We start from the raw sequence: 18,561 nt of genomic DNA on the forward strand, positions 1-18,561 counted from the left end.
GCGAGTGCGCGAATCCGCGCGTTTGGACATAAGTGATCACGAGTCTTTCACATGCGGGCGGGCCGTCGCCTGTTATCGGGGCGGGATGTTCCAGCCGGTGATCACCGGACGGGTGTGTTCCGTGCCCAGCGTGGAGAGCGTGGCGGTGTCCAGCCGGTACAGGCCGCCGTCCCGGGGCGGCTGCCCCAGCCGGCGGGCGGTGAGGACGCGCAGCACATGCCCATGGGCGAACAGGGCCACATCGCCCCCGGTCCGCTCCAGCGCGGCGATGGCCCTGGCCAGCACCTGGTCACAGCGCTTCCCGACCTGGGCCAGGGTCTCTCCGGGACGCTCGGGGCCGTCGGTCGGTACGCCGTCCCGCCAGAGGTCCCAGCCGGGCCGGTCCCGCTGGATCCCCTCGGTGGTCAGGCCCTCGTAGGCGCCGTAGTCCCACTCCAGCAGGCCCGGCTCCAGGGTGACGCCCTTGCCGCGCGGCAGGCTCAACTCGGCGGTGCGTACGGCGCGTTGCAAGGGACTGCACAGGACATGGGTGATCCGCCGGGCGGCCAGCGGCCGGGCCAGCGCCAGGGCCTGCCGCTCGCCCTCCGGGGTGAGCGGCAGGTCGGTACGGCCGGTATGGCGGCCGTCGCGGCTCCATTCCGTTTCGCCGTGGCGGATCAGCAGCAGTTCGCCCATGGGGCCGTCACCGCCCCTCCGGCAGATACGGCCGGCATGGACACGGTCACTCCCTCCCGGCCGCGGACTCGGTCTTCTCTCAGTACACGACGCCGCACGGGGGGCCGCATCCCGCGGCTGCCGGGATCAGGCCCGGTTCACCGGCTGCCGGTTCACCGACTGGGCGGCGAAGTAGACGGCCTGCTCCTCGTCGCCGAACTGGGTGGCCTGGAGGTTGGGGCCGATCAGCCAGCCCTGGATGCCGATGATCTGGCCGGGGTCGTCATAGCGGGAGAAGGCCCCGGTCTGGACGCCCTCCCCGGTCGCCGGGTCGAAGTTCTGCAGCCAGGGGCCGCCGCTGCTGCCCGGGGCCATCGCACCGGTGATCACATCGTTGTAGTAGACCGGATCGGACCAGGCGTCGCCTTCGGCGTACATCAGGGTGCGGCCGTCGTAGTCGCGCTGGAGAGGCGCGGCCACCTTGTTCTGGGCGTGTGAGTAGTAGTTGCGCTCATTGCTCGTCGGATAGCCGAACAGCACGGAGTGCTGGGCCCGCGGCTGGTTGAAGGCGATCTTCTGCCCGCCGGTGACCTCGGCGATCGGCCGCGGGTCGTCCGGGTTGGCCACCAGCAGGGCCGCCATGTCGCCGCCCGCCGCCCAGTCACCGTTGTGCGCCCAGGTGTCGGTGGTCCACTCGCGGGTCACGCCCCAGACCCCGTAGGGGGCGACGTCCTTGCCCGGGAGGGCAGTGCTGTCGGTGTGACGGGCCAGGCCCGCACCGTTGAACCCGGGGATGAAGACCATGTTGTCCACGAAGAGATTGGGGCCCACCACCGGGAGGTGATAGCCCACACAGTGGCCGGCGGTGATCACCACGCTCTTGTTGGCGCTGGTCACCACATCGCCGGAGCAGGCGCTCAGCTCGGTCGCACCGGTGTCCAGGTTCTTGTACTCCATGAGGAGCTTGCCGGCGGTGCGCCCGATCAGGCCCTGCCGCACCGGCCAGGGCTTGCTGTACGCGTCCCAGCCGCCGGAGGGCGCGACCGCGTCGTGGTCCTCGTTGTTGAGCGCGGCCTTGGCCATTTTGGAGAGGTTCCAGAAGCCCACCTCGTCCTTGAGCTTCTGCTGGTAGTCCGGCCCGCCTGGGACCAGGGCGGGCATCTCGACCACGGAGTTGTCGGCGTGTGCCGGGGCCGCCGTGGTGAGCAGGGCGGCCACCAGCGCCAGCACGGCGACCACGGCCGCACTGATCCGTCTTGCTCCGGAGTGCGGGAAGGGTATTGCGTCAGCGGTCATATGGCTTTCCCCTCAAGGAAGTTGGTGGATACGGTGGGTGCCGGGCGGGTGTCAGGACGAGGCGAACGCCGCCTCCAGGCGCGGGATGTAGTCCACCAGGTCCTGGGCCCAGCAGTCATAGGTGTGGCCGCCCTGGCAGCCCTGGCCCCAGCCGGAGCCGTCGCCGTAGTCCACGAAGTGGTAGGGGAACTTCAGGGCGTCCAGCCGGTCCTTGGCGTGATGGGCCGCGGACTGCACCCAGAACTCGGGCTCGGCGGGGTTGCCGGCGCCATTGCCGGTGTAGATGGCGATGCCCATGCCGGCCAGCACGTCCATATGCGTGGAGGGATCGGCCTCGTTCCAGCGCCAGTCGGCGTTGAACACCGGGTAGGGCGAGCCGAAGACGGCGTCACTGGACACCGTGGGGCCGAAGTCGAGCGCACAGTCGCCACGGGAGCTCGAACCGCACAGCGGGGCACCGATGTTGGTGAGGGTGGCGACCACGGCACCGCGGATGACCGCCTCGTCCATGGAGAGGTCGTCGGCACCGGAGAAGGTGGCCACCTGGCTGAAGAGGCCGGGGTGGCGCTGGGCGTAGTGCAGGGCGCCGAAGCCGCCCATGGAGATGCCGCCGACCGCCCGGCCCTGCTTGGTCCCCAGGGTGCGCAGATTGGCGTCGATAAACGGGATCACCTGGTTGATATGGAAGTTCTCCCAGTTCTGCGCGCCCGCGGCGGTGTCCTGGTCAAGCCAGTTGGTGTACCAGCCGCGCCGGCCGCCGTCCGGGATCACAGTGATCATCGACTTGGCCGCGGTGAGCGCCGGATAGGCCAGGTTGGGGTTGGCCGGGTCGTCCGAGGCGCCGTGCAGCAGATAGAACACCGGATAGCGCTTGGCGGGGCCGGCCGCGTAGTCCTGGGGCAGCAGGATCCGGATGTGGTGCTCCCCGGCGACCTCGGGGGTGGTCACCGTGACCACGAAGTTGGTCGCCGTGCCGGTGACCGGGCGGGTCTGGGTGAGCCCGAAGCCATCGGTGAACCCCGGCGGCGCCGGGGCGTCGGCGTGCGCGGCGGGCGCGCCGAACATCAGCAGGGCGGTGGCCACCGCGGCGAACAGTGCCTTCGCACACGACAGCCGGAGGGACGGGGCGGATCTCATCAGTGGTCCTCGGTCCTCGAAGTGGGCTGGATGCCATGGGGTGGATGCCGTGTCCTGGGACCGGTGGTTCCGCTTGACCGGCACGGCACATCCAAGGCGCTGCCGTCCTCCGGCGCCATAGGGATCGGTGGCTCAGTTGCGCCATTGGCGCAGGTGAGCCGGGTGCGCGATAGTCTGCGGGGACCAAGTGACCGGACATCAGTGCGACCAGGGGGGCGTCGTGCACAACGGACTGGATGTGCTGGATCCCGACTCCAGACGCGGCCGGATCTACCGGCTGCTGATCAGCCATCCCGGTGCGCCGGCCCGGCTGCTGGCCGCGCAGGCCGGGCTCAGCGAGGCCGTGGTGCTGGCGGTGCTGGAGGAACTCGCCGCCGAGGGCATCGCGGTGACCACCGGTCCCGAGCCCCGGTGCTGGGAGGCGTTATCACCCCTGCAGGTGGTGGAGACGCTGCTGCAGCGCGAGGCCGCCCGGCAGGCCGAACTCCGGCGCACCGGCGCCGAGCTGGAACGGCTCTACCGCTTCGCCCGGCGGGACGCCGGCCACTATGGCGCACTGGAGGTGGTCCAGGGCAACGCCCAGGTCCTCACGGTCGTCCGGCGGCTCCAGACCGCCGCGCGCCGGCAGGTCAGGGTCATCGATATGCCCCCGTACTCCGGCCCGCCGGATCACTACCCGGTCCAGGAGACGCTGCAGCGCGAGCGGATGGCCGCCGGGGTGGTCTACCGGGTGATCTATCACGGCTCCGCCTTCGACGATCCGATCGCGGGCCCCAATATGGCGCGCATGATCGAGGCCGGGGAGCAGGCCCGGACCCTGCATGAGCCGCCCATGAAGCTGGCCCTGGGCGATGACGACCTGGCCGTGATCACCCTCGCCGCCGACGACCGGCCCGGCGCCATCGCCCTGCTGATCCATCCCTCCAGCCTGTTCCGGGCGCTGTCCAATGTCTTCGAAACCCTGTGGAACCTGGCCGTACCGGCCTCGGCGGCCGGTGTGGACACCCGGATCGACGCCCGGGACCGCCAGATCCTCACCCTGATGGCCAGCGGCGCCACCGACGACGCCATCGCCCGGCGGCTGGGCCTGGGCCGGCGCACCGTGGTCCGGCGGGTCTCCGCCCTGGTGTCCGGGCTGGGTGCCACCACCCGCTTCCAGGCGGGGGTACAGGCCGCGCGGCGCGGCTGGCTGTGAGCGGACATAGACCGCCGGGGCGCCTCACCCGTTCTCCGGACGCCGGCGTGCCGGGCCGGCGGGAGCGGCATCTACTGATGCCGGGGCCGGTCGCCGATCACCGGAGGGTCAGTGTCCGTTCCGGACGAGCCACAGCCCAGTGCGCCGGCCTGGGGCAGGCTGGGGGCCCTGGGCGAGTGGTGTGCCCGCCACTTCCCGGTGGTGCTGGCCGGATGGCTGCTGGTGCTGGGCGGGGTGGCGGGGCTGAGCCGGGCGTTCGGCGGGTCCTTCTCCGATGACTTCACCCTGCCCGGGGTGCAGTCGGTACGGGCGATCGGGGTGCTCCGGGCCCACGATCCGGCCGCCGGCGGCTACAGCGCCCCGGTGGTACTGCACGATGCCGGGCATCCGCTGACCACCGTCGCCGGCCGGATCAACCGGGCGGCCGCCCAACTGCGCCGGCTGCCGCATGTCCTGGCCGTCCAGAACCCCCTGCCCCCGCCATCCGCCGCCGCGGTGCCACCGCCGCCGCCGACCCCCGCCCGGCGGGCCCTGTCGCCGCTCTCCCCGGACGGCCGGACCGGCTACCTCACCATCCGCTTCGACAGCACGCCCCTGCTGCTCGGCCAGGACTATCTGCGGGGGATCGACCGGGCCGTGGCACCGCTGCTGGCGGCCGGCGTACAGGTGGAGTACGGCGGGCCGCTGGGCGAACTGGCCCGGCCCCTGCCCAACGACCGGGTGAGCGAACTCATCGGCATTGGCGCGGCCGTGGTGGTGCTGCTGGCCGGGTTCGGCAGCGTGGTGGCGGCCGTCCTGCCGCTGCTCACCGCGCTCTTCGGAGTGGTCACCGGGCTGGCCTGCCTGGGCCTGCTGGCCGCCGCCTTCACCTTCTCCACCGTCTCCCCGACCCTGGCCACCATGATCGGCCTCGGGGTGGGCATCGACTACGCCCTCTTCCTGATCACCCGGCACCGCCAGCACCTCATCGACGGCCTGGACCCGGTGGCCGCCGCCGGCCGGGCCATGGCCACCAGCGGCCGGGCCGTGGTGGTCTCCGGCTGTACGGTCATCGTGGCGCTGGCCGGACTCTGGGTCAGCGGCATCTCCCTGGTCGGCAAGCTGGGCACCGCCGCCGCCCTCACCGTCATCACCGCGGTGCTCACCGCCCTCACTCTGGTCCCCGCCCTGCTCGGCCTGGCGGGCCGGCGGATCGACCGGCTCCGGGTGCGGACCCCGGTGGCCGAGGCCGACCCCCGGGGCGCCGCGCCCCGGCACACCGGCCGGCACCGCTACGCCCGGCGCGTCCAGCGCCGCCCCTGGGCCTTCCTGGCCGGCGGCCTGGCCGCCACGGCCGTACTGGCCGTACCGCTGTTCTCCATCCAGCTCGGGCACATCGGCGACGGCGCCGACCCCACCGGCTTCACCGACCGCCGTGCCTACGACCTGATCTCCACCGCCTTCGGCCCCGGCGCCAACGGTCCGCTGACCATCGTCATCGACCAGAGCACGGTGCCCGCCTCCCGGCGGCCGGCCCTGGCCAAGCACGCCCAGCACACCCTGGCCCACCTGCCCGGCACCGTCACCACCACCGCGCTGCGGCCCACCCCCGACGGCAAGGTCCTCACCGCCACCACCATCGCCACCACCGCCCCGCAGGACGCGGCCACCACCCGCCTGGTCAACCGCCTCCGGGACACCGTGCTGCCCAAGGCCGTGGCGGGCACCTCCGCCCATGGCTATGTCACCGGCACCACCGCCGTGCAGGTGGACTTCGTCGATATGGTCGCCGGCCGGCTGCCGCTGATCATCGGGGTGGTGGTCGCCCTGGCCTTCCTGATCATCCTGGCCGTGTTCCGCGGTCTGCTGGTGGCCCTCAAGGCAGCGGTGCTCAATGTGGTGTCCATCGCCGCCTCCTATGGCGTGATCGTCGCCGTCTTCCAGTGGGGCTGGGGCAGTGGTGCCCTGGGAGTCAGCCAACCGGTGCCCATCGAGAGCTTTGTGCCGATGATGATGTTCGCCATCGTCTTCGGGCTGAGCATGGACTACGAGATCTTCCTTCTCACCCGGGTCCATGAGTCCTGGCTGCGCACGGGCGATACACCCGAGAGTGTCGCCCGCGCCCTGGAGACCACGGCGCGGGTCATCACCTGCGCCGCGCTCATCATGACCAGCGTCTTCGCCGCCTTTGTCAACAGCCCGGTGATCGTGGTGAAAATGCTGGCCGTCGGACTGGCGGTCAGCGTCCTCATCGACGCCACGCTGATCCGCCTGGTGCTGGTGCCGGCGACCATGACCCTGCTGGACCGGGCGAACTGGTGGCTTCCGGGGTGGCTGGACCGTGCATTGCCGCGGCTGCGGCGTTTGTGAGGGTCTCCTGACTGCGGTTTCGTTCCCTGTGCGGGCCTTCTTGGGCCGGTCGCGCAGTTCCCCGCGCCCCTAATGGGGCCCCAGCCGTGGGAAGAGCGGGGCTGCCGGGGGCAGCACACCCTGGACCGGGGTGCACTGGCGGGCCAGACTGGCGGCGGCCGAGGGGAGGAAGGGGCGGAGTTCACCGGCGAGGAGACGGCAGGCACCGGTCAACGCCACCAGTACCGCGTCCAGTTGACCGTCGTCACCATCCCGGGCCAGCTCCCAGGGGCGGGTCCGCTCGATACAGCGATTGGTCTCTTCCACCACCGACCACAGGGCGGTCGTGGCCGCCCGGAAGTCATAGGCGGCCAGGGCGCTTTGGACGCGGCCGGGCACCAGCCGGCAGACCTCGGCCAGCGGCTCGGTACCGGGAGCGCGGCCCGGGACGGCGCCGGGCAGCCGGCCCGCACGATAGCGGTGCGCCATCGACACCACCCGGTGGGCCAGATTGCCCAGGCCGCCCGCGAGTTCGGCATCCGCCCGGGCCACCAGCCGGTCCCGGGTGAAGTCCGTGTCACCGATGCGCGGCACTTCTCGCAGCAGCCACCAACGCACCGCGTCCGTACCGTAGTCGGCGACCAGCCCGGCCGGATCCACCGTGGTACCGGCCGACTTGCTGATCTTCCGGCCGTCCACCGTGAGGTAGTCATGGACCAGGATCTCGGTGGGCAGCGGCAGCCCGGCGGACAGCAGCATGGCCGGCCAATAGACCGCGTGGAAGCGCAGAGCTCCCTTGCCGACCAGATGGATCCGCCGCCCGTCACCCGCCCACCAGGTGCCGAAGTCCGGGCCGGAGGTGCCATAGCCGAGGCTGGTGATGTAGTTGCCCAGGGCGTCCCACCAGACATAGACGACCTGGTCCGCGTCGCCGGGCACCGGAATGCCCCAGCCGCGGGCCCGGGTCCGGGAGCGGGAGACGGAGAAGTCGCGCAGCCCGCCGGCGATCAGGGCCAGCACCTCGTTGCGGCGCTGCTCCGGCTGGATGCGCAGCCGTCCGCCGGCGATCAGGTCGTGGAGGGCATCGGCGTAACGGGACAGCCGGAAGAACCAGTTCTCCTCGGCCACTCGCTGTGGCTCGGTGCCGTGTTCGGGGCAGCGGCCGTCGAGCAGGTCCGCCGTGTCGTAGAACTGCTCGCAGCCCACACAGTAGAGCCCCTGGTAGTGGGCGCGGTAGAAGTCACCGGCGGCCCGGCAGCGCTGCCAGAGACGCTCCACGCCGGCCCGGTGGCGTGGGTCGCGGCTGGTGCGGATGAAGTCGTCGAAGGACAGTCCCAGCGGTTCGCCGAGGGCCGCGAACGCGGCGGCATTACGGTCCACCAGCTCTGCCACACCGATGCCCGCCGCCTCGGCGGCCAGTACGTTCTTCAGCGAGTTGTCATCGGTGCCGGTGAGCAACCGGACCTCCTCGCCCGCTCGGCGGCGGTGCCGGGCCAGCACATCCGCCTGGACGAGTTCCAGGGCGAAGCCCAGATGGGGACGGGCGTTGACATAGGGGATGGTGGTGGTGATGTAGCTGCGTGGGATGGTCATGGGAGCCTCCTCCAGCGAGCCGGGGCTCCGCCCGGCGCACGCGGAAGAGGCCCCGTCCCGGGGCCTCGGATGGTCAAGCGTCCGTGTCAGCAGCCCCGTTGACGAGGCATCATCGAGCGCTGGGGTACGGACGCGGAGTTCATGTGCCGGACGCTAGCGGGCCACCGGGGGCCCGGGCAAGCCCATTGGTGCGCCTACCGTGGGCGGCCGCGGCGCAGTTGAACAGTCAGGCCCCGCCGACCACCCGCCGGGCCAGCACCGCCCCGGGGCTGCTCTCCAGCAGTGCGTCCGCCAGGGCCTGCCCCGCCGCGTCCAGCGCGGCGTCGTCCAGCGGAGCCAGTGCGTCCAGGATGAAAACGGCCCGGGTGGTGTCATGGGTGAGCCGGGTGCGCGTGCACTGGCGCCAGTTCCAGCGGCGGCAGGTCACACCCCGGTCGTCCCGCCACACCACCTCGCCCGGCGGGCAGTGCTCGATGGCCGGCTCGCCGGCCGCCGTGGTCTCGAAGACCTCCTCGCCGGTGGTGCGCACCAGCCGGGCCGGACCGGCGTAGTGGTCCAGGTCCTCGCCGCCCAGCGGCAGCACATGGGCCACCGAGATCGCGTTGTAGATGTCGGTGAGCCGGTCCACCCGCGGCAGCCCGGCCTCCGCCCGGCGCAGCAGGGCCTCGGCGCTGGGCCGGGTGCGCTGCGGCTTGGCGCCGAAGGCGCGGAAGGCGTCCCGCCAGGCGGCCAGATGCGGATGCTCCTCCACGGGGGTGTGGGCGAGCCAGGCCCGCGCGGTCTCCTCGGCCGCGGCCAGCAGCCGCTCGCTGGTCCGGTCGCTCGGCCCGGGGCGCAGCCCTTCGGCCGCTATCACCAGGGCGCGGTAGTCCGGGCGCAGCTGATGCACCGCGGGGTCGATGGCCACGGTGTCCAGCCAGGCTTTGAGGTCGGTGGTCTCGGCCATGAGCCCTCCAGGCGCAATATTGTGTACCGGATAGTGCTGTGTACCGTACCAGGCGAGGGAAAAAGACGGGCATCGCCGGCTCGGCGCGGCCAGACTGCGGGCATGCCGAACATCAACCCGCCCCATATCCGACCGGTCCGGGACGAGGAGCTGCCCCTGCTGCGGGAGATCGAGCGAGCGGCGGGCGAGCGCTTCCGCGAGATAGGGATGCCGGAGGTCGCCGACGACGAGCCGCCCGCGCTCTCCGTGCTCGCCCGCCACCAGCGGCAGGGGCTGGCCTGGGTCGCCACCGACGCCTCCGGCACACCGGTCGGCTATCTCCTGTCCTCCTTCGCGGCGGGCGAACCGCATCTGGACCAGGTCTCGGTGCTCCCCGCCAACTCCGGCCAGGGCATCGGCCGTTCACTGATCGACCGGCTCGCCGAGCGCTCCGCCGCGCGGGGCGCCACGGTGCTGACCCTGACCACCTTCGCCGAAGTCCCCTGGAACGCGCCCTACTACCTGCGCTGTGGCTTCGAGGTGATGGCCGAGGAGGAGCTCAACGGCGCATTGCGCGCCATACGGGAAAGGGAGGCCGCCCAGGGCCTGGACCGCTGGCCGCGGGTGTGTATGCGCCGTCCCCTCAGGGGAGTTCAGACCAGGCCGAATACATCGATGTCCTCGGCCAGGGGCTGATACCGGCCGGGATCGGTGGTGAAGACGGTCCAGCCGGAGGGCACCGCGATGGCGGCGGTGTGGGCCAGCGCCGGGTCGTCCAGACCGTACCGGCGCATCATCGCCCCCGCGGCCTCCACGGCCGGCAGGTCCAGCGGGCGGATCAGTACCGAGGGGCCGCAGCGGGCCAGCAGCAGTTCCAGCGCGGAGCGCGCCCGGCCCGGCTTCTCCCGCTCGGCCAGCACCAGTTCGCTCTGCGGCACATTGACGGTGACCGCGTGCCAGCTCCAGCGGTCGGTGAGCACCTCGTGCTCGATGCGGTAGCCGGTGCACAGGTCGGAGAGGAACCCGGCGTCCAGGACGACCCCGGTCACACCGTCAGGGCTCATGCGGCGCTGCTCCGGCGGGTGGCGATGTACTGCTCCAGGGACAGCCTGGTCCGCTGGTTGGTGGCGTCATCGGCCCACTGCCGGGCCAGCGTCATCCGGTCCTCGTCCAGCCCGAAGTCCTGGCGCAGCCGTTCATCGCTCTCGCGGTGTCTGCGGTCACGGTCGATCTGACCGGCGAGCGTTCTGGTGACGAAGGCCGACACGGACTCGATGACATTGGCGTCCTTCATCCCGCGCAGCTGCTCGGCGAGCTCCCTCGGCACGGTGATGCTGATCCGCTCGTAGTCGGGGGTCTTCTCTTCGCCCATGGCCGAAATATTACTGGACGGGACCCGGGTAATACCCGGCTTCCTTGCGGCTCGGCGGGGCCCGCCGCGGCGCCCGGCGCCCACACCCGGCGGACACCGGCCGGGCGCGCCCTCCCGCCGGCCGCAACCCGGATATCGATAACCGTATTCAGAAAAAGCCTTACCGAAAACCGTCTCCATTGCAGCCTTTGCCGATTCCTTGAATATGCGCTTCACTTCCCTGGATGTCACGGGCGAGTTCCCAGGGGGTATTCATGCGGCAAAGGCGAGACCGGCACGGTGCGGGCGGTCATCACCATGAGCACGGTCACGGCAATGACCACGGCCACGGCCATGGTCACAGCCATGGGGTGGCCGAGGACGCGGACCGGCGCTGGCTGAGCATCGCCCTGGCGCTCATCCTCGGATATATGGCGGTGGAAATCGTTGTCGCCTTTGCCGCGCATTCCCTGGCCCTGTTGTCGGACGCGGCCCATATGCTGTCCGACGCCGGTTCCATCGTGCTGGCCCTGGTGGCCATGAAACTGGCCGCCCGGCCCGCCCGGGGCGAATACACCTATGGCTTGAAACGAGCCGAAATCCTCTCCGCCCAGGCGAACGGCCTGACCCTGCTGCTGCTGTCGGTCTGGCTGGCCTATGAGTCCGTACAGCGCCTGCTGAGCCCGCCGGAGGTCGGCGGCCGGCTGGTGCTGGTCACCGCGCTCAGCGGGGTGGTGGTCAACATCCTGGCGGCCTGGTGCATGTCCCGGGCCAACCGCTCCTCGCTCAATGTGGAGGGCGCCTTCCAGCACATCCTCACCGACCTCTATGGCTTTGCCGCCACCGCGGTCGCCGGAGCCGTGGTGATGGTCACCGGCTTCGCCCGGGCCGACGCCATCGCCACCCTGGTGGTGGTGGCCCTGATGGTCAGGTCCGGACTCGCCCTGGTGCGCGCGGCCGGGCGGATCTTCCTGGAAGCGGCACCGGCCGGGGTGCAGCCGGACGCCATCGGCGACCGGATGGCCGGACAGGCGGGCGTGGTGGAGGTGCACGACCTGCATATCTGGGAGATCACCTCGGGTGAGCCGGTGCTCTCCGCCCATGTGCTGGTCGAGCCCGGCGGCGACTGCCACGCGGTACGCCAGGCCGTCCAGGACACCCTGCGCCGGGAGTACGGCATCACCCATGCCACCCTCCAGGTGGACCATGCCGCCGAGGCGCTGGCCGGGGTCGGCTCCGCTCCCGGCCAGGGCGGCCCGCACTGCGAACAGCCGCATGGCACCGTCCACCACCGGGGGCCGCACAACCACTGACCCGGGCCGGACGGCAGTAGGCTCGCGCCCATGACGGCCACCGGTGAACCCGACTCCGCCCTGGTGCTGGGCGCCGCGGGCGGAGTGGGACGGGCCTGCGCGGCCCGCTTCGCCGCCGACGGGGCACGAGTCGTCGGCGTGGACCTGAACCCGTCCCTGCGCCAACTGCCGCACTGCCTACCGGTGATCGGGGACGCCACCGACGAACGGACCCTCGCCCGCGCCTTCGACGCCGCGCCCGGCGGCGCGCCCCGGGTCCTGGTGCACGCCCTCCTCGGCGAGGACCGGGCACCGCTGACCGGACTCACCGCGGACCGGCTGCGCACCGTACTGGACGTCAGCCTGGTCTCCGCCTGGCAGGCCGCCGCCGAGTTCACCCGCCGCCGTGCCGGGCGGCCCGGTGCCGTGGTCCTCATCGGCTCGGTGCACGCCCAGGGCGCCATGCCGGGCATGGGCGCCTATGCCATGGCCAAGGCGGGCCTGGGCGCGCTGGCCCGCGCCGCCGCCGTGGAATGGGGACCGCTGGGCATCCGCTGCAATCTCCTCAACCCCGGCTTTGTGGCCGTGCCCCGCACACAGGCGCACTCCCGCAGCGAGGCCGGGCGGCGGCAGATCCGGCGCTCCTATCCGCTGCAACGCCCTTGCCGGGCGGAGGAGATCGCGGAGGTGGTGGCCTTCCTCGCCGGGCCGGGGGCCTCCTATGTCAATGGGGCCAGCCTGCCGGTGGACGGCGGGATGCTGGCCGTGCTGCCGGAGAGCGAGGTGGGCACCGCCCTTTGAGGGCGCTGTTTCGGGGGTGTGGTGTTTCGGTGCGGGCCGTGTGTGGCTGGTCGCGCAGTTCCCCGCGCCCCTATGGGGCGCCCCCCTTTGTAGGAACCGCACAGGTCCGTCTCGGCAGTCCTGCACGATTTCGGTCGTCCGGGCCGGGCGGAGATCGGTGAGGATGAGCGAGTGCCCCAGCCACTGAACCCCGCGGACCCCGACTTCGCGCGCAACCCCTACCCGTACTACGCCCGGCTGCGCGCCCAGGGCCCGGCGGCCCGGGTGGAACTGGCCAACGGCAGTCATGCCTGGCTGGTCACCGGATACCGGCAGGCACGCGAGGTGCTGGCCGACCCCAGGTTCTCCAATGTGCCGCCACGGGGCGCGGGGCGCCCCAAGCCCGACTCCGCGGCGCAGCGGGCCAGAGGACTGCTGGCCCGCCATATGCTCAACACCGACGCCCCGGACCACACCCGGCTGCGCCGCCTGACGGTGGCCGCCTTCACCCCGCGCCGGATGGACGCCCTGCGCCCGCGCATCGAGCGGCTGACGGCCGGACTGCTGGACCGGCTCACCGGCCGCCTCGCCCAGGACGGCACCGCCGACCTGGTGGACGCCTTCGCCTTTCCGCTGCCGGTGCTGGTGATCGGTGAGGTGCTGGGCGTACCGGAGGCCGACCGGGACGCCCTGCGCGAGTGGACCTACCGGGTCGGCTCGCCCGCCGACGCGCTGGAACCGGGCGCCGTGGACGACGCCTGGCAGCGGCTCCACGCCTACTTCGCCGGACTGATCGGGGACAAGCGCCGCGCTCCGGGCGAGGACCTGTTCAGCGCCCTGGTCCAGGACGTACCGGAAGGCGGCCTGGACGACGGCGAGTTGCTGGCCATGGCCTTTCTGCTGCTGTTCGCCGGCTATGAGACCACCATGAATCTGCTCGCCTCGGCCGCCCTGCTGCTGCTCACCCACCCCGGCCAGGCGGAACTGGCCCGGCGGGGCGGGGACGGGCACTGGACCGCCGTGGTGGAGGAGGCGCTGCGGCACGCCAGTCCGCTGGAGGGAACCACCTGGCGGCGCACGGTGGAACCGGTGGACCTGGGCGGCGGGGTGGAGATACCCGCCGGAGCCTCGGTCCTGGTGGTGCTCGCCGCGGCCAACCGCGACCCGGAGTGGTTCACCGAACCGGACGCCTTCCGGCCCGAGCGCTATCTGGGCGGCCCGGAGAAGGCGGCGCCCCACGCGGCCTTCGGGCATGGCCCGCACTTCTGCCTGGGGGCCCGGCTGGCCCGGCTGGAGGCGGCGGTCGCCCTGCCGATGCTGTTCGACCGGCTGCCGGATCTCGCCCTGGCCGCGCCGCCGCGACAACTGCCCTACCGGCCCGGCCTCTTGGTCCGTGGCCCGCGCCGACTCCCGGTCCGCCGCGGCCCGTTGACCCTCCCCCAGGGGCGGGCCACAGCATCGGCGTCGTGAGGAAGGACCACCCCGCGGGCCCGCTGCCGACGCCTGCCGCCGGACCGGATCCGGACCGTCTGCGAACCGGCCGATGTACCGGCCCCCCGGCAGGGCGATTAGGGTTGGCGGAATGACGACCCGTGCCTTCGACGCCGCCGTGACCGCCCTGAGTGAGGACTCCTGGCTGCCCACGGCCGAAGAGACCGCGCTGGGCAGGGAGTTCTTCGCCCGCCGGGAGATGGTGGCGCCAAGGGTGCTGCCCGGCATGCCGGAGTGCCGGGAGGCGACGGGCTGGGTCTCGCAGCATGTGCTGTGGCTGGAAGACGTCGCCCGCCTCACCCATGGGCTGCTGGAGCCCTGGCGGGCCTATCTGCCGGGCAGTCATATGGTGGCCCTGCTGGAGGGCTATGCCGACCAGGCCCGCGCGGCCGCCCCGCTGGCCGCCCGGCTGACCCGGGCCTGGCAGACGGAGCGGCCCGACCCCTGCTCCTACCAGGAGGCGGTGTGGTGGGAGGAGTGGCAGCTGCCCGAGGAGGAGCGGCAGCAGATCGACGCCCTGACCCACCGCCTGATCCGGGTGGGCGCGATGGTGGTGGTGGCGGTGGAACGCGGCGAGGCGGCATGCGCCCGGTAAGGGGCGTGCCGGACGGGCCGACCCGGACCCGTCCGGCCACCCATGGCCCGCAGCCGGCCGGGCGCTACCGCCGCAGCGGCCCCTCACAAGTAAGGGGCGCCGTGCCCGCCGTGCCATCGGACCAGATCTCGACCTTGCCGAAGTAACAGTTCATATCGGCAAGGTTGTTCACCGTGTCCTCGGTCCGCTTGAGGATATAGGTGTCCACGGTCCGCGACATGTCCGCGAACACCACATCCGGGTCATCGGAGTTGACCAGACTCGCGGTGATCCGCCCGGTGCAGATGAACCGCGGCCGGCTCCGGTCCTCATTGCCGGCGCACACCGGCGTCATCCCGGTGGCCTTGGCGAAGGCGGTGCGGATCTGCTTGGGGGTGGACAGTGCCAGCCTGGCCTGGGGGGTGAAGGAGGTGGACGGTACATACAGCCGGTCCACGTCCGCGATCTGCTTGTCCAGGAAGCTGTCGTAGTCCGCCTGCAGCTGGGTGTCCGACCCCAGCCGGGTGCGCCAGGCGTCGAAGCCCTTGGGGTCGTCGGCCCGCTGATAGCCGTACATCTCCCGGAGCAGCGAGGGATGCTGGTCCCAGAGGAACTCGAAGAACGTGCCGGCGTAGTTGTAGAAGCGGAAGCCGCTGTCATAGGTGGCGTGCAGCAGCTCATTGACGGTCATCCGCGGGCCGCCGTTGGCGGTGTCCGCGATGATGCCCTGGACCAGGGACTTGCGCACCCTGACGCCATCGGAGCGGGTGCCGCCGTCGAAGAACTCCGCGGTGCCCTCGTCCATCGCGGTCACCAGGTCCCCGGTGTACCAGCGGGCGTCGCCGAACATGCCGGGCACCGCCCAGCGGCCGTTGAGGTAGTGGGTGTACTCGTGCCGGAAGAGTTCTTCCAGGGTGAGGGTGGAGTCCTGGGGGACCCGGCGCTGATAGGTGTAGAAGGTGGCCCCGTCCTCGATATAGATCCCGCCGTTGTTGGTGCTCAGCCCGGTCAGCAGCGTCTGGAAGGTCTCGTACTCCGCCCGTGAGGCGTAGAGGTGGATATGCAGTGTGGTGTTGGGGTCCCCGGCCAGCGGGGCGTCGGTGCCCAGCACCCGGAAGAACTGGGTCTTGACCTGCTTGCTCGCGTAGTACAGCTGGTCCACCGTCGCCTGGTCCAGCGAGGTACGGACCACTATGGCGCCCTTGTCATAGGTGTAGGTGTGGGTGAACAGCCGGTTCTCGATCTGCGGCTTGCACACCTGGTACGGGGCACAGGCGTTGTAGTAGATGAGCCAGGAGGCCACCGAGGCCCAAGGGACGCTCATCTCACCGAAGTTGCTCTTTGCCGTGGCCAGCAGACCGCCGAGGTCGCTCACCACCGAGGAGCGCAGCGCGTCGATCTGGCCGAAGCGCCCGTACTCGCCGATGGCGTCGCGCGCCACCCAGGCGTTGGCGGTGTCCTTCAGATGCCGGTAGCCGGCGAAGACCTTGAAGGCGGCCCGGTAGGCGGGGTCGTCGGTGGCCGCCTGGCGGAAGGCGGTGTCATTGTTGCCCGGGTAGACACCGAGGTAGTTGACGCTCAGTGCGGCCAGCACCGCGCCTCCCCAGCTGGGGTCGGCGGCCGTCCGGGCGTCCGGGGCCATGGTGGCCAGCACCCTTTTGACCAGGGGGAGTTGATACTGCCGCAGGCCCGCTGCGCTGCCCGCGTACAGGGCCTCGCGCAGTGAATAGGCGTTCTCCCGGGTGGGGTCGAAGGTGTGCCCGGCGGCACCGAAGGCGGCGATGGCATCGCGTACGGCGCCCAGCGTGGCGGGGTTGTCCAGGCCCGCCTCGGGGTGGGAGAAGGCCTGGTAGGCCACCGCGTGCAGATAGGTGAGCAGTTCATAGAGGTGGCCGGCGTCGGTGCCGTCATGGGACGGGGCCAGGGTGACGACCCGGTGTGCCACAGCCTGGATATGGGCCGAGGACATCACCGGGGCCAGCCGGGCGTCCCAGGTCCACAGCACATCGCGCAGACAGGAGTCGGCGGTGACCTCGGGGTCGGTGAGGAAGTCGGCGAACCGCTCGGGGCTCAGTGAGCTGATGGCGTCCAGGGTGCAGGGCACGGTTCCGTGCAGTGCCGGGCGTCCCTTGGTGTTCTTCGCGGGTCTTGGACGGCCGGCGGCCTCGCCGGGTATTCGGCCCTGGGGGAGGGAACCGCCGCCGGGCACCGGCGTCAGCCGGTCGTTCTTCGGCGGCCGGGCGAGGCGGTCAACCCGGTCCTGGGGGGTGCCGCCGGCGGCGGGCGCCGGGCGGACGGACGGCCCCGGGGCGGGGGTGGGACGAACCGGCGCGGCCTGCGCGGCCTGGACCACCGGCAGCGTCAGACAAGCGGCCAATGCGCCGGCCAGCAGCCCTTTGCGCATGGTACGCAGCGAATGCACGGGCGTACTCCTTGGGGGGGTTGACGTTGAGTCAGTGGAGCGCCTGTAACGTAGTAGTGTGACATTGTACTGACAACCCGTTCGCCCGGGCTTTGCCCAGCCTTCACCCGCACCCGGCAAGTCCCCTGCTGCTGCCCGGACTTCGGCATCCGGGGTGACATGCCGCCGATGGCCTAATGGCGCCGCCGGGCCGTACGGCCGGGTCAGGCTGGACGCCCTGATCATCATCATCCGGCGTCGGCCACGAGGACCAGAAGAGCTCCCCTCCGCGAAGGCCCCGATGCTGTTGACCCCGCCGGGAGTGACAGGTGAACCAGCGACACCGCCCTAGCTTCGGCAAGCCCGGCAACAACCACGCGGTGCGGCTGAGCAGCACCGGACTTCAGGTGCCCGCCCCACCGGCCTGGATGCGCTGGCTGCCGGCCGCCCTGGTGGCGTTCATCCTGCTGCTCGAACCGGTGACCCCGGTCGAGTGGCCGGTGAGCTTTCTGCTGATCGCCCTGCCCGTGGTGGCCGCGTTCAGTTTCGGCCCGCTCAGCGTGGCCGCCATCACCGTCTTCGCCGTGGCCTTCGAGGCCGTCCTGGCCGGCACCCCCTGCTGCGCCGGCCGCAACGCCCATGACCTCTGGGAACGCCACTATGTCGGCGCGTATCTCTGCACCACCCTGGTGGGCGCCCTGGGCACCGCACTGGCCGCCCACCGGAAGCGGCAGGAAGTCCACCTGGTGCATGCCAACTCGGTGGCCGAGGCACTGATGCGCACCCTGCTCCGGCCGGTGCCGCCCCGGGTCGGCCAGGTGCTGGCGGCCGGCCTCTACCGCCCCGCCGAGGAAGGCACCATGGTCGGCGGCGACCTCTTCGACATCCGCGCCACCGAGCAGGGGGTACGGGCCGTCATCGGCGATGTCCGGGGCAAGGGACTGCGGGCCGTCCGCACCGTCGCCGACCTGCTCGGCAGCTTCCGCCAGGCCGCCCATGCCGCCGGGGAACTGCCGGGAGTCGCCGCCGAGATGGAACGCTGCGTCGCCCGCGAGGCCGAGGAGACCCCGGACACCGAACTGTTTGTCACCGCCCTGCTGGTCGAGTACGACCCCGGCCGGAATCAGCTGCGGATCATCAACCATGGCCATATCGAGCCGGTACTGCTCTCCGGCGGCGAGGTACGGGTCCTCACCGGCCCGCCCGCGCTGCCGCTCGGCCTGGGCACCCTGGCCCGGCAGAACCCCGTCGCCTACACCCACCCCTTCGCCCCCGGTGACATCCTCCTGCTGTGCACCGACGGCCTGATCGAGGCCCGGGACGCGGACGGCGTCTTCTACCCCTTCCTGGACCGCCTCCGCGACCGCTTCGGCGACCACCCCGCCGGGTGCCCGGCGGAGGTCATCGACTTCCTGGACACCGACCTGCCCCGGCACGCCCATGTCCTCCACGACGACGTCGCCATCCTGGCCCTCGCCCCGGTGGGCGCCGGGGCCCGCCCGGCATAGCGGCGTTCGGTGATGGGCCCGGCCCATAGGGTGGGG

General features: G+C 71.6%; 16 protein-coding genes. 8 read left to right on the forward strand and 8 right to left on the reverse strand.

Annotated elements, in window-relative coordinates:
• Positions 1–72: 72 nt before the first annotated feature.
• The 3 genes from CV755_RS11820 to CV755_RS11830 all read right to left on the reverse strand — a co-directional run bounded on the left by CV755_RS11820 (position 73) and on the right by CV755_RS11830 (position 3,087).
• Positions 73–675, reverse strand: coding sequence for a histidine phosphatase family protein (locus CV755_RS11820; RefSeq protein ID WP_109280164.1), 603 nt, complete (start codon positions 673–675; stop codon positions 73–75).
• A 126-nt stretch (positions 676–801) separates the two neighbouring features.
• Positions 802–1,950, reverse strand: a complete 1,149-nt coding sequence (locus tag CV755_RS11825; RefSeq protein WP_153068645.1) for a trypsin-like serine peptidase — start codon at positions 1,948–1,950, stop codon at positions 802–804.
• Between the two features lie 51 nt (positions 1,951–2,001).
• On the reverse strand, positions 2,002–3,087 hold the full coding sequence (locus tag CV755_RS11830; RefSeq protein WP_193553395.1) for an alpha/beta hydrolase: 1,086 nt from the start codon (positions 3,085–3,087) through the stop codon (positions 2,002–2,004).
• Between the two features lie 220 nt (positions 3,088–3,307).
• On the opposite strand from CV755_RS11830, the gene CV755_RS11835 reads away from it, so the two are divergent.
• Both CV755_RS11835 and CV755_RS11840 read left to right on the forward strand, forming a co-directional pair.
• Positions 3,308–4,282, forward strand: coding sequence for a helix-turn-helix transcriptional regulator (locus CV755_RS11835; RefSeq protein ID WP_153068646.1), 975 nt, complete (start codon positions 3,308–3,310; stop codon positions 4,280–4,282).
• A gap of 111 nt (positions 4,283–4,393) precedes the next feature.
• Positions 4,394–6,631, forward strand: a complete 2,238-nt coding sequence (locus tag CV755_RS11840; RefSeq protein ID WP_109280167.1) for an MMPL family transporter — start codon at positions 4,394–4,396, stop codon at positions 6,629–6,631.
• A 69-nt stretch (positions 6,632–6,700) separates the two neighbouring features.
• On the opposite strand, the gene metG is transcribed toward CV755_RS11840, so the two are convergent.
• Positions 6,701–8,203, reverse strand: coding sequence for a methionine--tRNA ligase (gene metG, locus CV755_RS11845; RefSeq protein ID WP_109280168.1), 1,503 nt, complete (start codon positions 8,201–8,203; stop codon positions 6,701–6,703).
• 226 nt (positions 8,204–8,429) lie between these two features.
• Positions 8,430–9,149: a B3/B4 domain-containing protein gene (locus CV755_RS11850; RefSeq protein WP_109280169.1), complete on the reverse strand. Its 720-nt coding sequence runs from the start codon at positions 9,147–9,149 to the stop codon at positions 8,430–8,432.
• A gap of 102 nt (positions 9,150–9,251) precedes the next feature.
• Here CV755_RS11850 and CV755_RS11855 point away from each other — a divergent pair, with 102 nt between their 5' ends.
• Positions 9,252–9,824, forward strand: a complete 573-nt coding sequence (locus tag CV755_RS11855; protein ID WP_109280170.1) for a GNAT family N-acetyltransferase — start codon at positions 9,252–9,254, stop codon at positions 9,822–9,824.
• On the opposite strand, the gene CV755_RS11860 is transcribed toward CV755_RS11855, so the two are convergent.
• Positions 9,782–10,192: a PIN domain-containing protein gene (locus tag CV755_RS11860; RefSeq protein ID WP_153068647.1), complete on the reverse strand. Its 411-nt coding sequence runs from the start codon at positions 10,190–10,192 to the stop codon at positions 9,782–9,784. The two genes, CV755_RS11855 and CV755_RS11860, sit on opposite strands and share 43 nt — an antisense overlap.
• On the reverse strand, positions 10,189–10,500 hold the full coding sequence (locus CV755_RS11865) for a hypothetical protein (RefSeq protein ID WP_109280172.1): 312 nt from the start codon (positions 10,498–10,500) through the stop codon (positions 10,189–10,191). The genes CV755_RS11860 and CV755_RS11865 overlap by 4 nt, the downstream gene beginning before the upstream one ends.
• Before the next feature lie 254 nt (positions 10,501–10,754).
• On the opposite strand from CV755_RS11865, the gene CV755_RS11870 reads away from it, so the two are divergent.
• The 4 genes from CV755_RS11870 to CV755_RS36680 all read left to right on the forward strand — a co-directional run bounded on the left by CV755_RS11870 (position 10,755) and on the right by CV755_RS36680 (position 14,637).
• A complete protein-coding gene (locus CV755_RS11870) occupies positions 10,755–11,792 on the forward strand; it encodes a cation diffusion facilitator family transporter (RefSeq protein WP_109280173.1) in 1,038 nt (345 codons plus the stop codon).
• A 30-nt stretch (positions 11,793–11,822) separates the two neighbouring features.
• Entirely contained in the window at positions 11,823–12,572 is a 750-nt protein-coding gene (locus CV755_RS11875; RefSeq protein ID WP_109280174.1) for an SDR family NAD(P)-dependent oxidoreductase, read from the forward strand.
• A 171-nt stretch (positions 12,573–12,743) separates the two neighbouring features.
• Positions 12,744–14,021: a cytochrome P450 family protein gene (locus CV755_RS11880; protein ID WP_109280175.1), complete on the forward strand. Its 1,278-nt coding sequence runs from the start codon at positions 12,744–12,746 to the stop codon at positions 14,019–14,021.
• A gap of 112 nt (positions 14,022–14,133) precedes the next feature.
• Positions 14,134–14,637 (forward strand): hypothetical protein, encoded by a 504-nt coding sequence (locus tag CV755_RS36680; protein WP_109280176.1) that lies wholly within the window; start codon positions 14,134–14,136, stop codon positions 14,635–14,637.
• Positions 14,638–14,701: 64 nt separating this feature from the next.
• On the opposite strand, the gene CV755_RS11890 is transcribed toward CV755_RS36680, so the two are convergent.
• Entirely contained in the window at positions 14,702–17,020 is a 2,319-nt protein-coding gene (locus CV755_RS11890) for a collagenase (RefSeq protein WP_109280209.1), read from the reverse strand.
• Positions 17,021–17,346: 326 nt separating this feature from the next.
• Between CV755_RS11890 and CV755_RS11895 the strand changes: the two genes are divergently transcribed.
• Entirely contained in the window at positions 17,347–18,525 is a 1,179-nt protein-coding gene (locus CV755_RS11895; RefSeq protein WP_241561143.1) for a PP2C family protein-serine/threonine phosphatase, read from the forward strand.
• Positions 18,526–18,561 lie beyond the last annotated feature (36 nt).

The organism is Streptomyces orinoci (genome assembly GCF_003121295.1).
In the GTDB taxonomy this organism is placed as follows: Bacteria; Actinomycetota; Actinomycetes; order Streptomycetales; family Streptomycetaceae; genus Streptomyces; species Streptomyces orinoci.

What these genes read in the sequence shown, in the direction of transcription:
- CV755_RS11860 (WP_153068647.1), bottom strand. Translation starts at nt 10,192, where the DNA reads ATGAGCCCTGACGGTGTGACCGGGGTCGTCCTGGACGCCGGGTTCCTC.
- CV755_RS11865 (WP_109280172.1), bottom strand. Translation starts at nt 10,500, where the DNA reads ATGGGCGAAGAGAAGACCCCCGACTACGAGCGGATCAGCATCACCGTG.
- CV755_RS11850 (WP_109280169.1), bottom strand. Translation starts at nt 9,149, where the DNA reads ATGGCCGAGACCACCGACCTCAAAGCCTGGCTGGACACCGTGGCCATC.
- CV755_RS11820 (WP_109280164.1), bottom strand. Translation starts at nt 675, where the DNA reads ATGGGCGAACTGCTGCTGATCCGCCACGGCGAAACGGAATGGAGCCGC.
- metG (WP_109280168.1), bottom strand. Translation starts at nt 8,203, where the DNA reads ATGACCATCCCACGCAGCTACATCACCACCACCATCCCCTATGTCAAC.
- CV755_RS11870 (WP_109280173.1), top strand. Translation starts at nt 10,755, where the DNA reads ATGCGGCAAAGGCGAGACCGGCACGGTGCGGGCGGTCATCACCATGAG.
- CV755_RS11830 (WP_193553395.1), bottom strand. Translation starts at nt 3,087, where the DNA reads ATGAGATCCGCCCCGTCCCTCCGGCTGTCGTGTGCGAAGGCACTGTTC.
- CV755_RS36680 (WP_109280176.1), top strand. Translation starts at nt 14,134, where the DNA reads ATGACGACCCGTGCCTTCGACGCCGCCGTGACCGCCCTGAGTGAGGAC.
- CV755_RS11855 (WP_109280170.1), top strand. Translation starts at nt 9,252, where the DNA reads ATGCCGAACATCAACCCGCCCCATATCCGACCGGTCCGGGACGAGGAG.
- CV755_RS11890 (WP_109280209.1), bottom strand. Translation starts at nt 17,020, where the DNA reads ATGCGCAAAGGGCTGCTGGCCGGCGCATTGGCCGCTTGTCTGACGCTG.
- CV755_RS11825 (WP_153068645.1), bottom strand. Translation starts at nt 1,950, where the DNA reads ATGACCGCTGACGCAATACCCTTCCCGCACTCCGGAGCAAGACGGATC.
- CV755_RS11875 (WP_109280174.1), top strand. Translation starts at nt 11,823, where the DNA reads ATGACGGCCACCGGTGAACCCGACTCCGCCCTGGTGCTGGGCGCCGCG.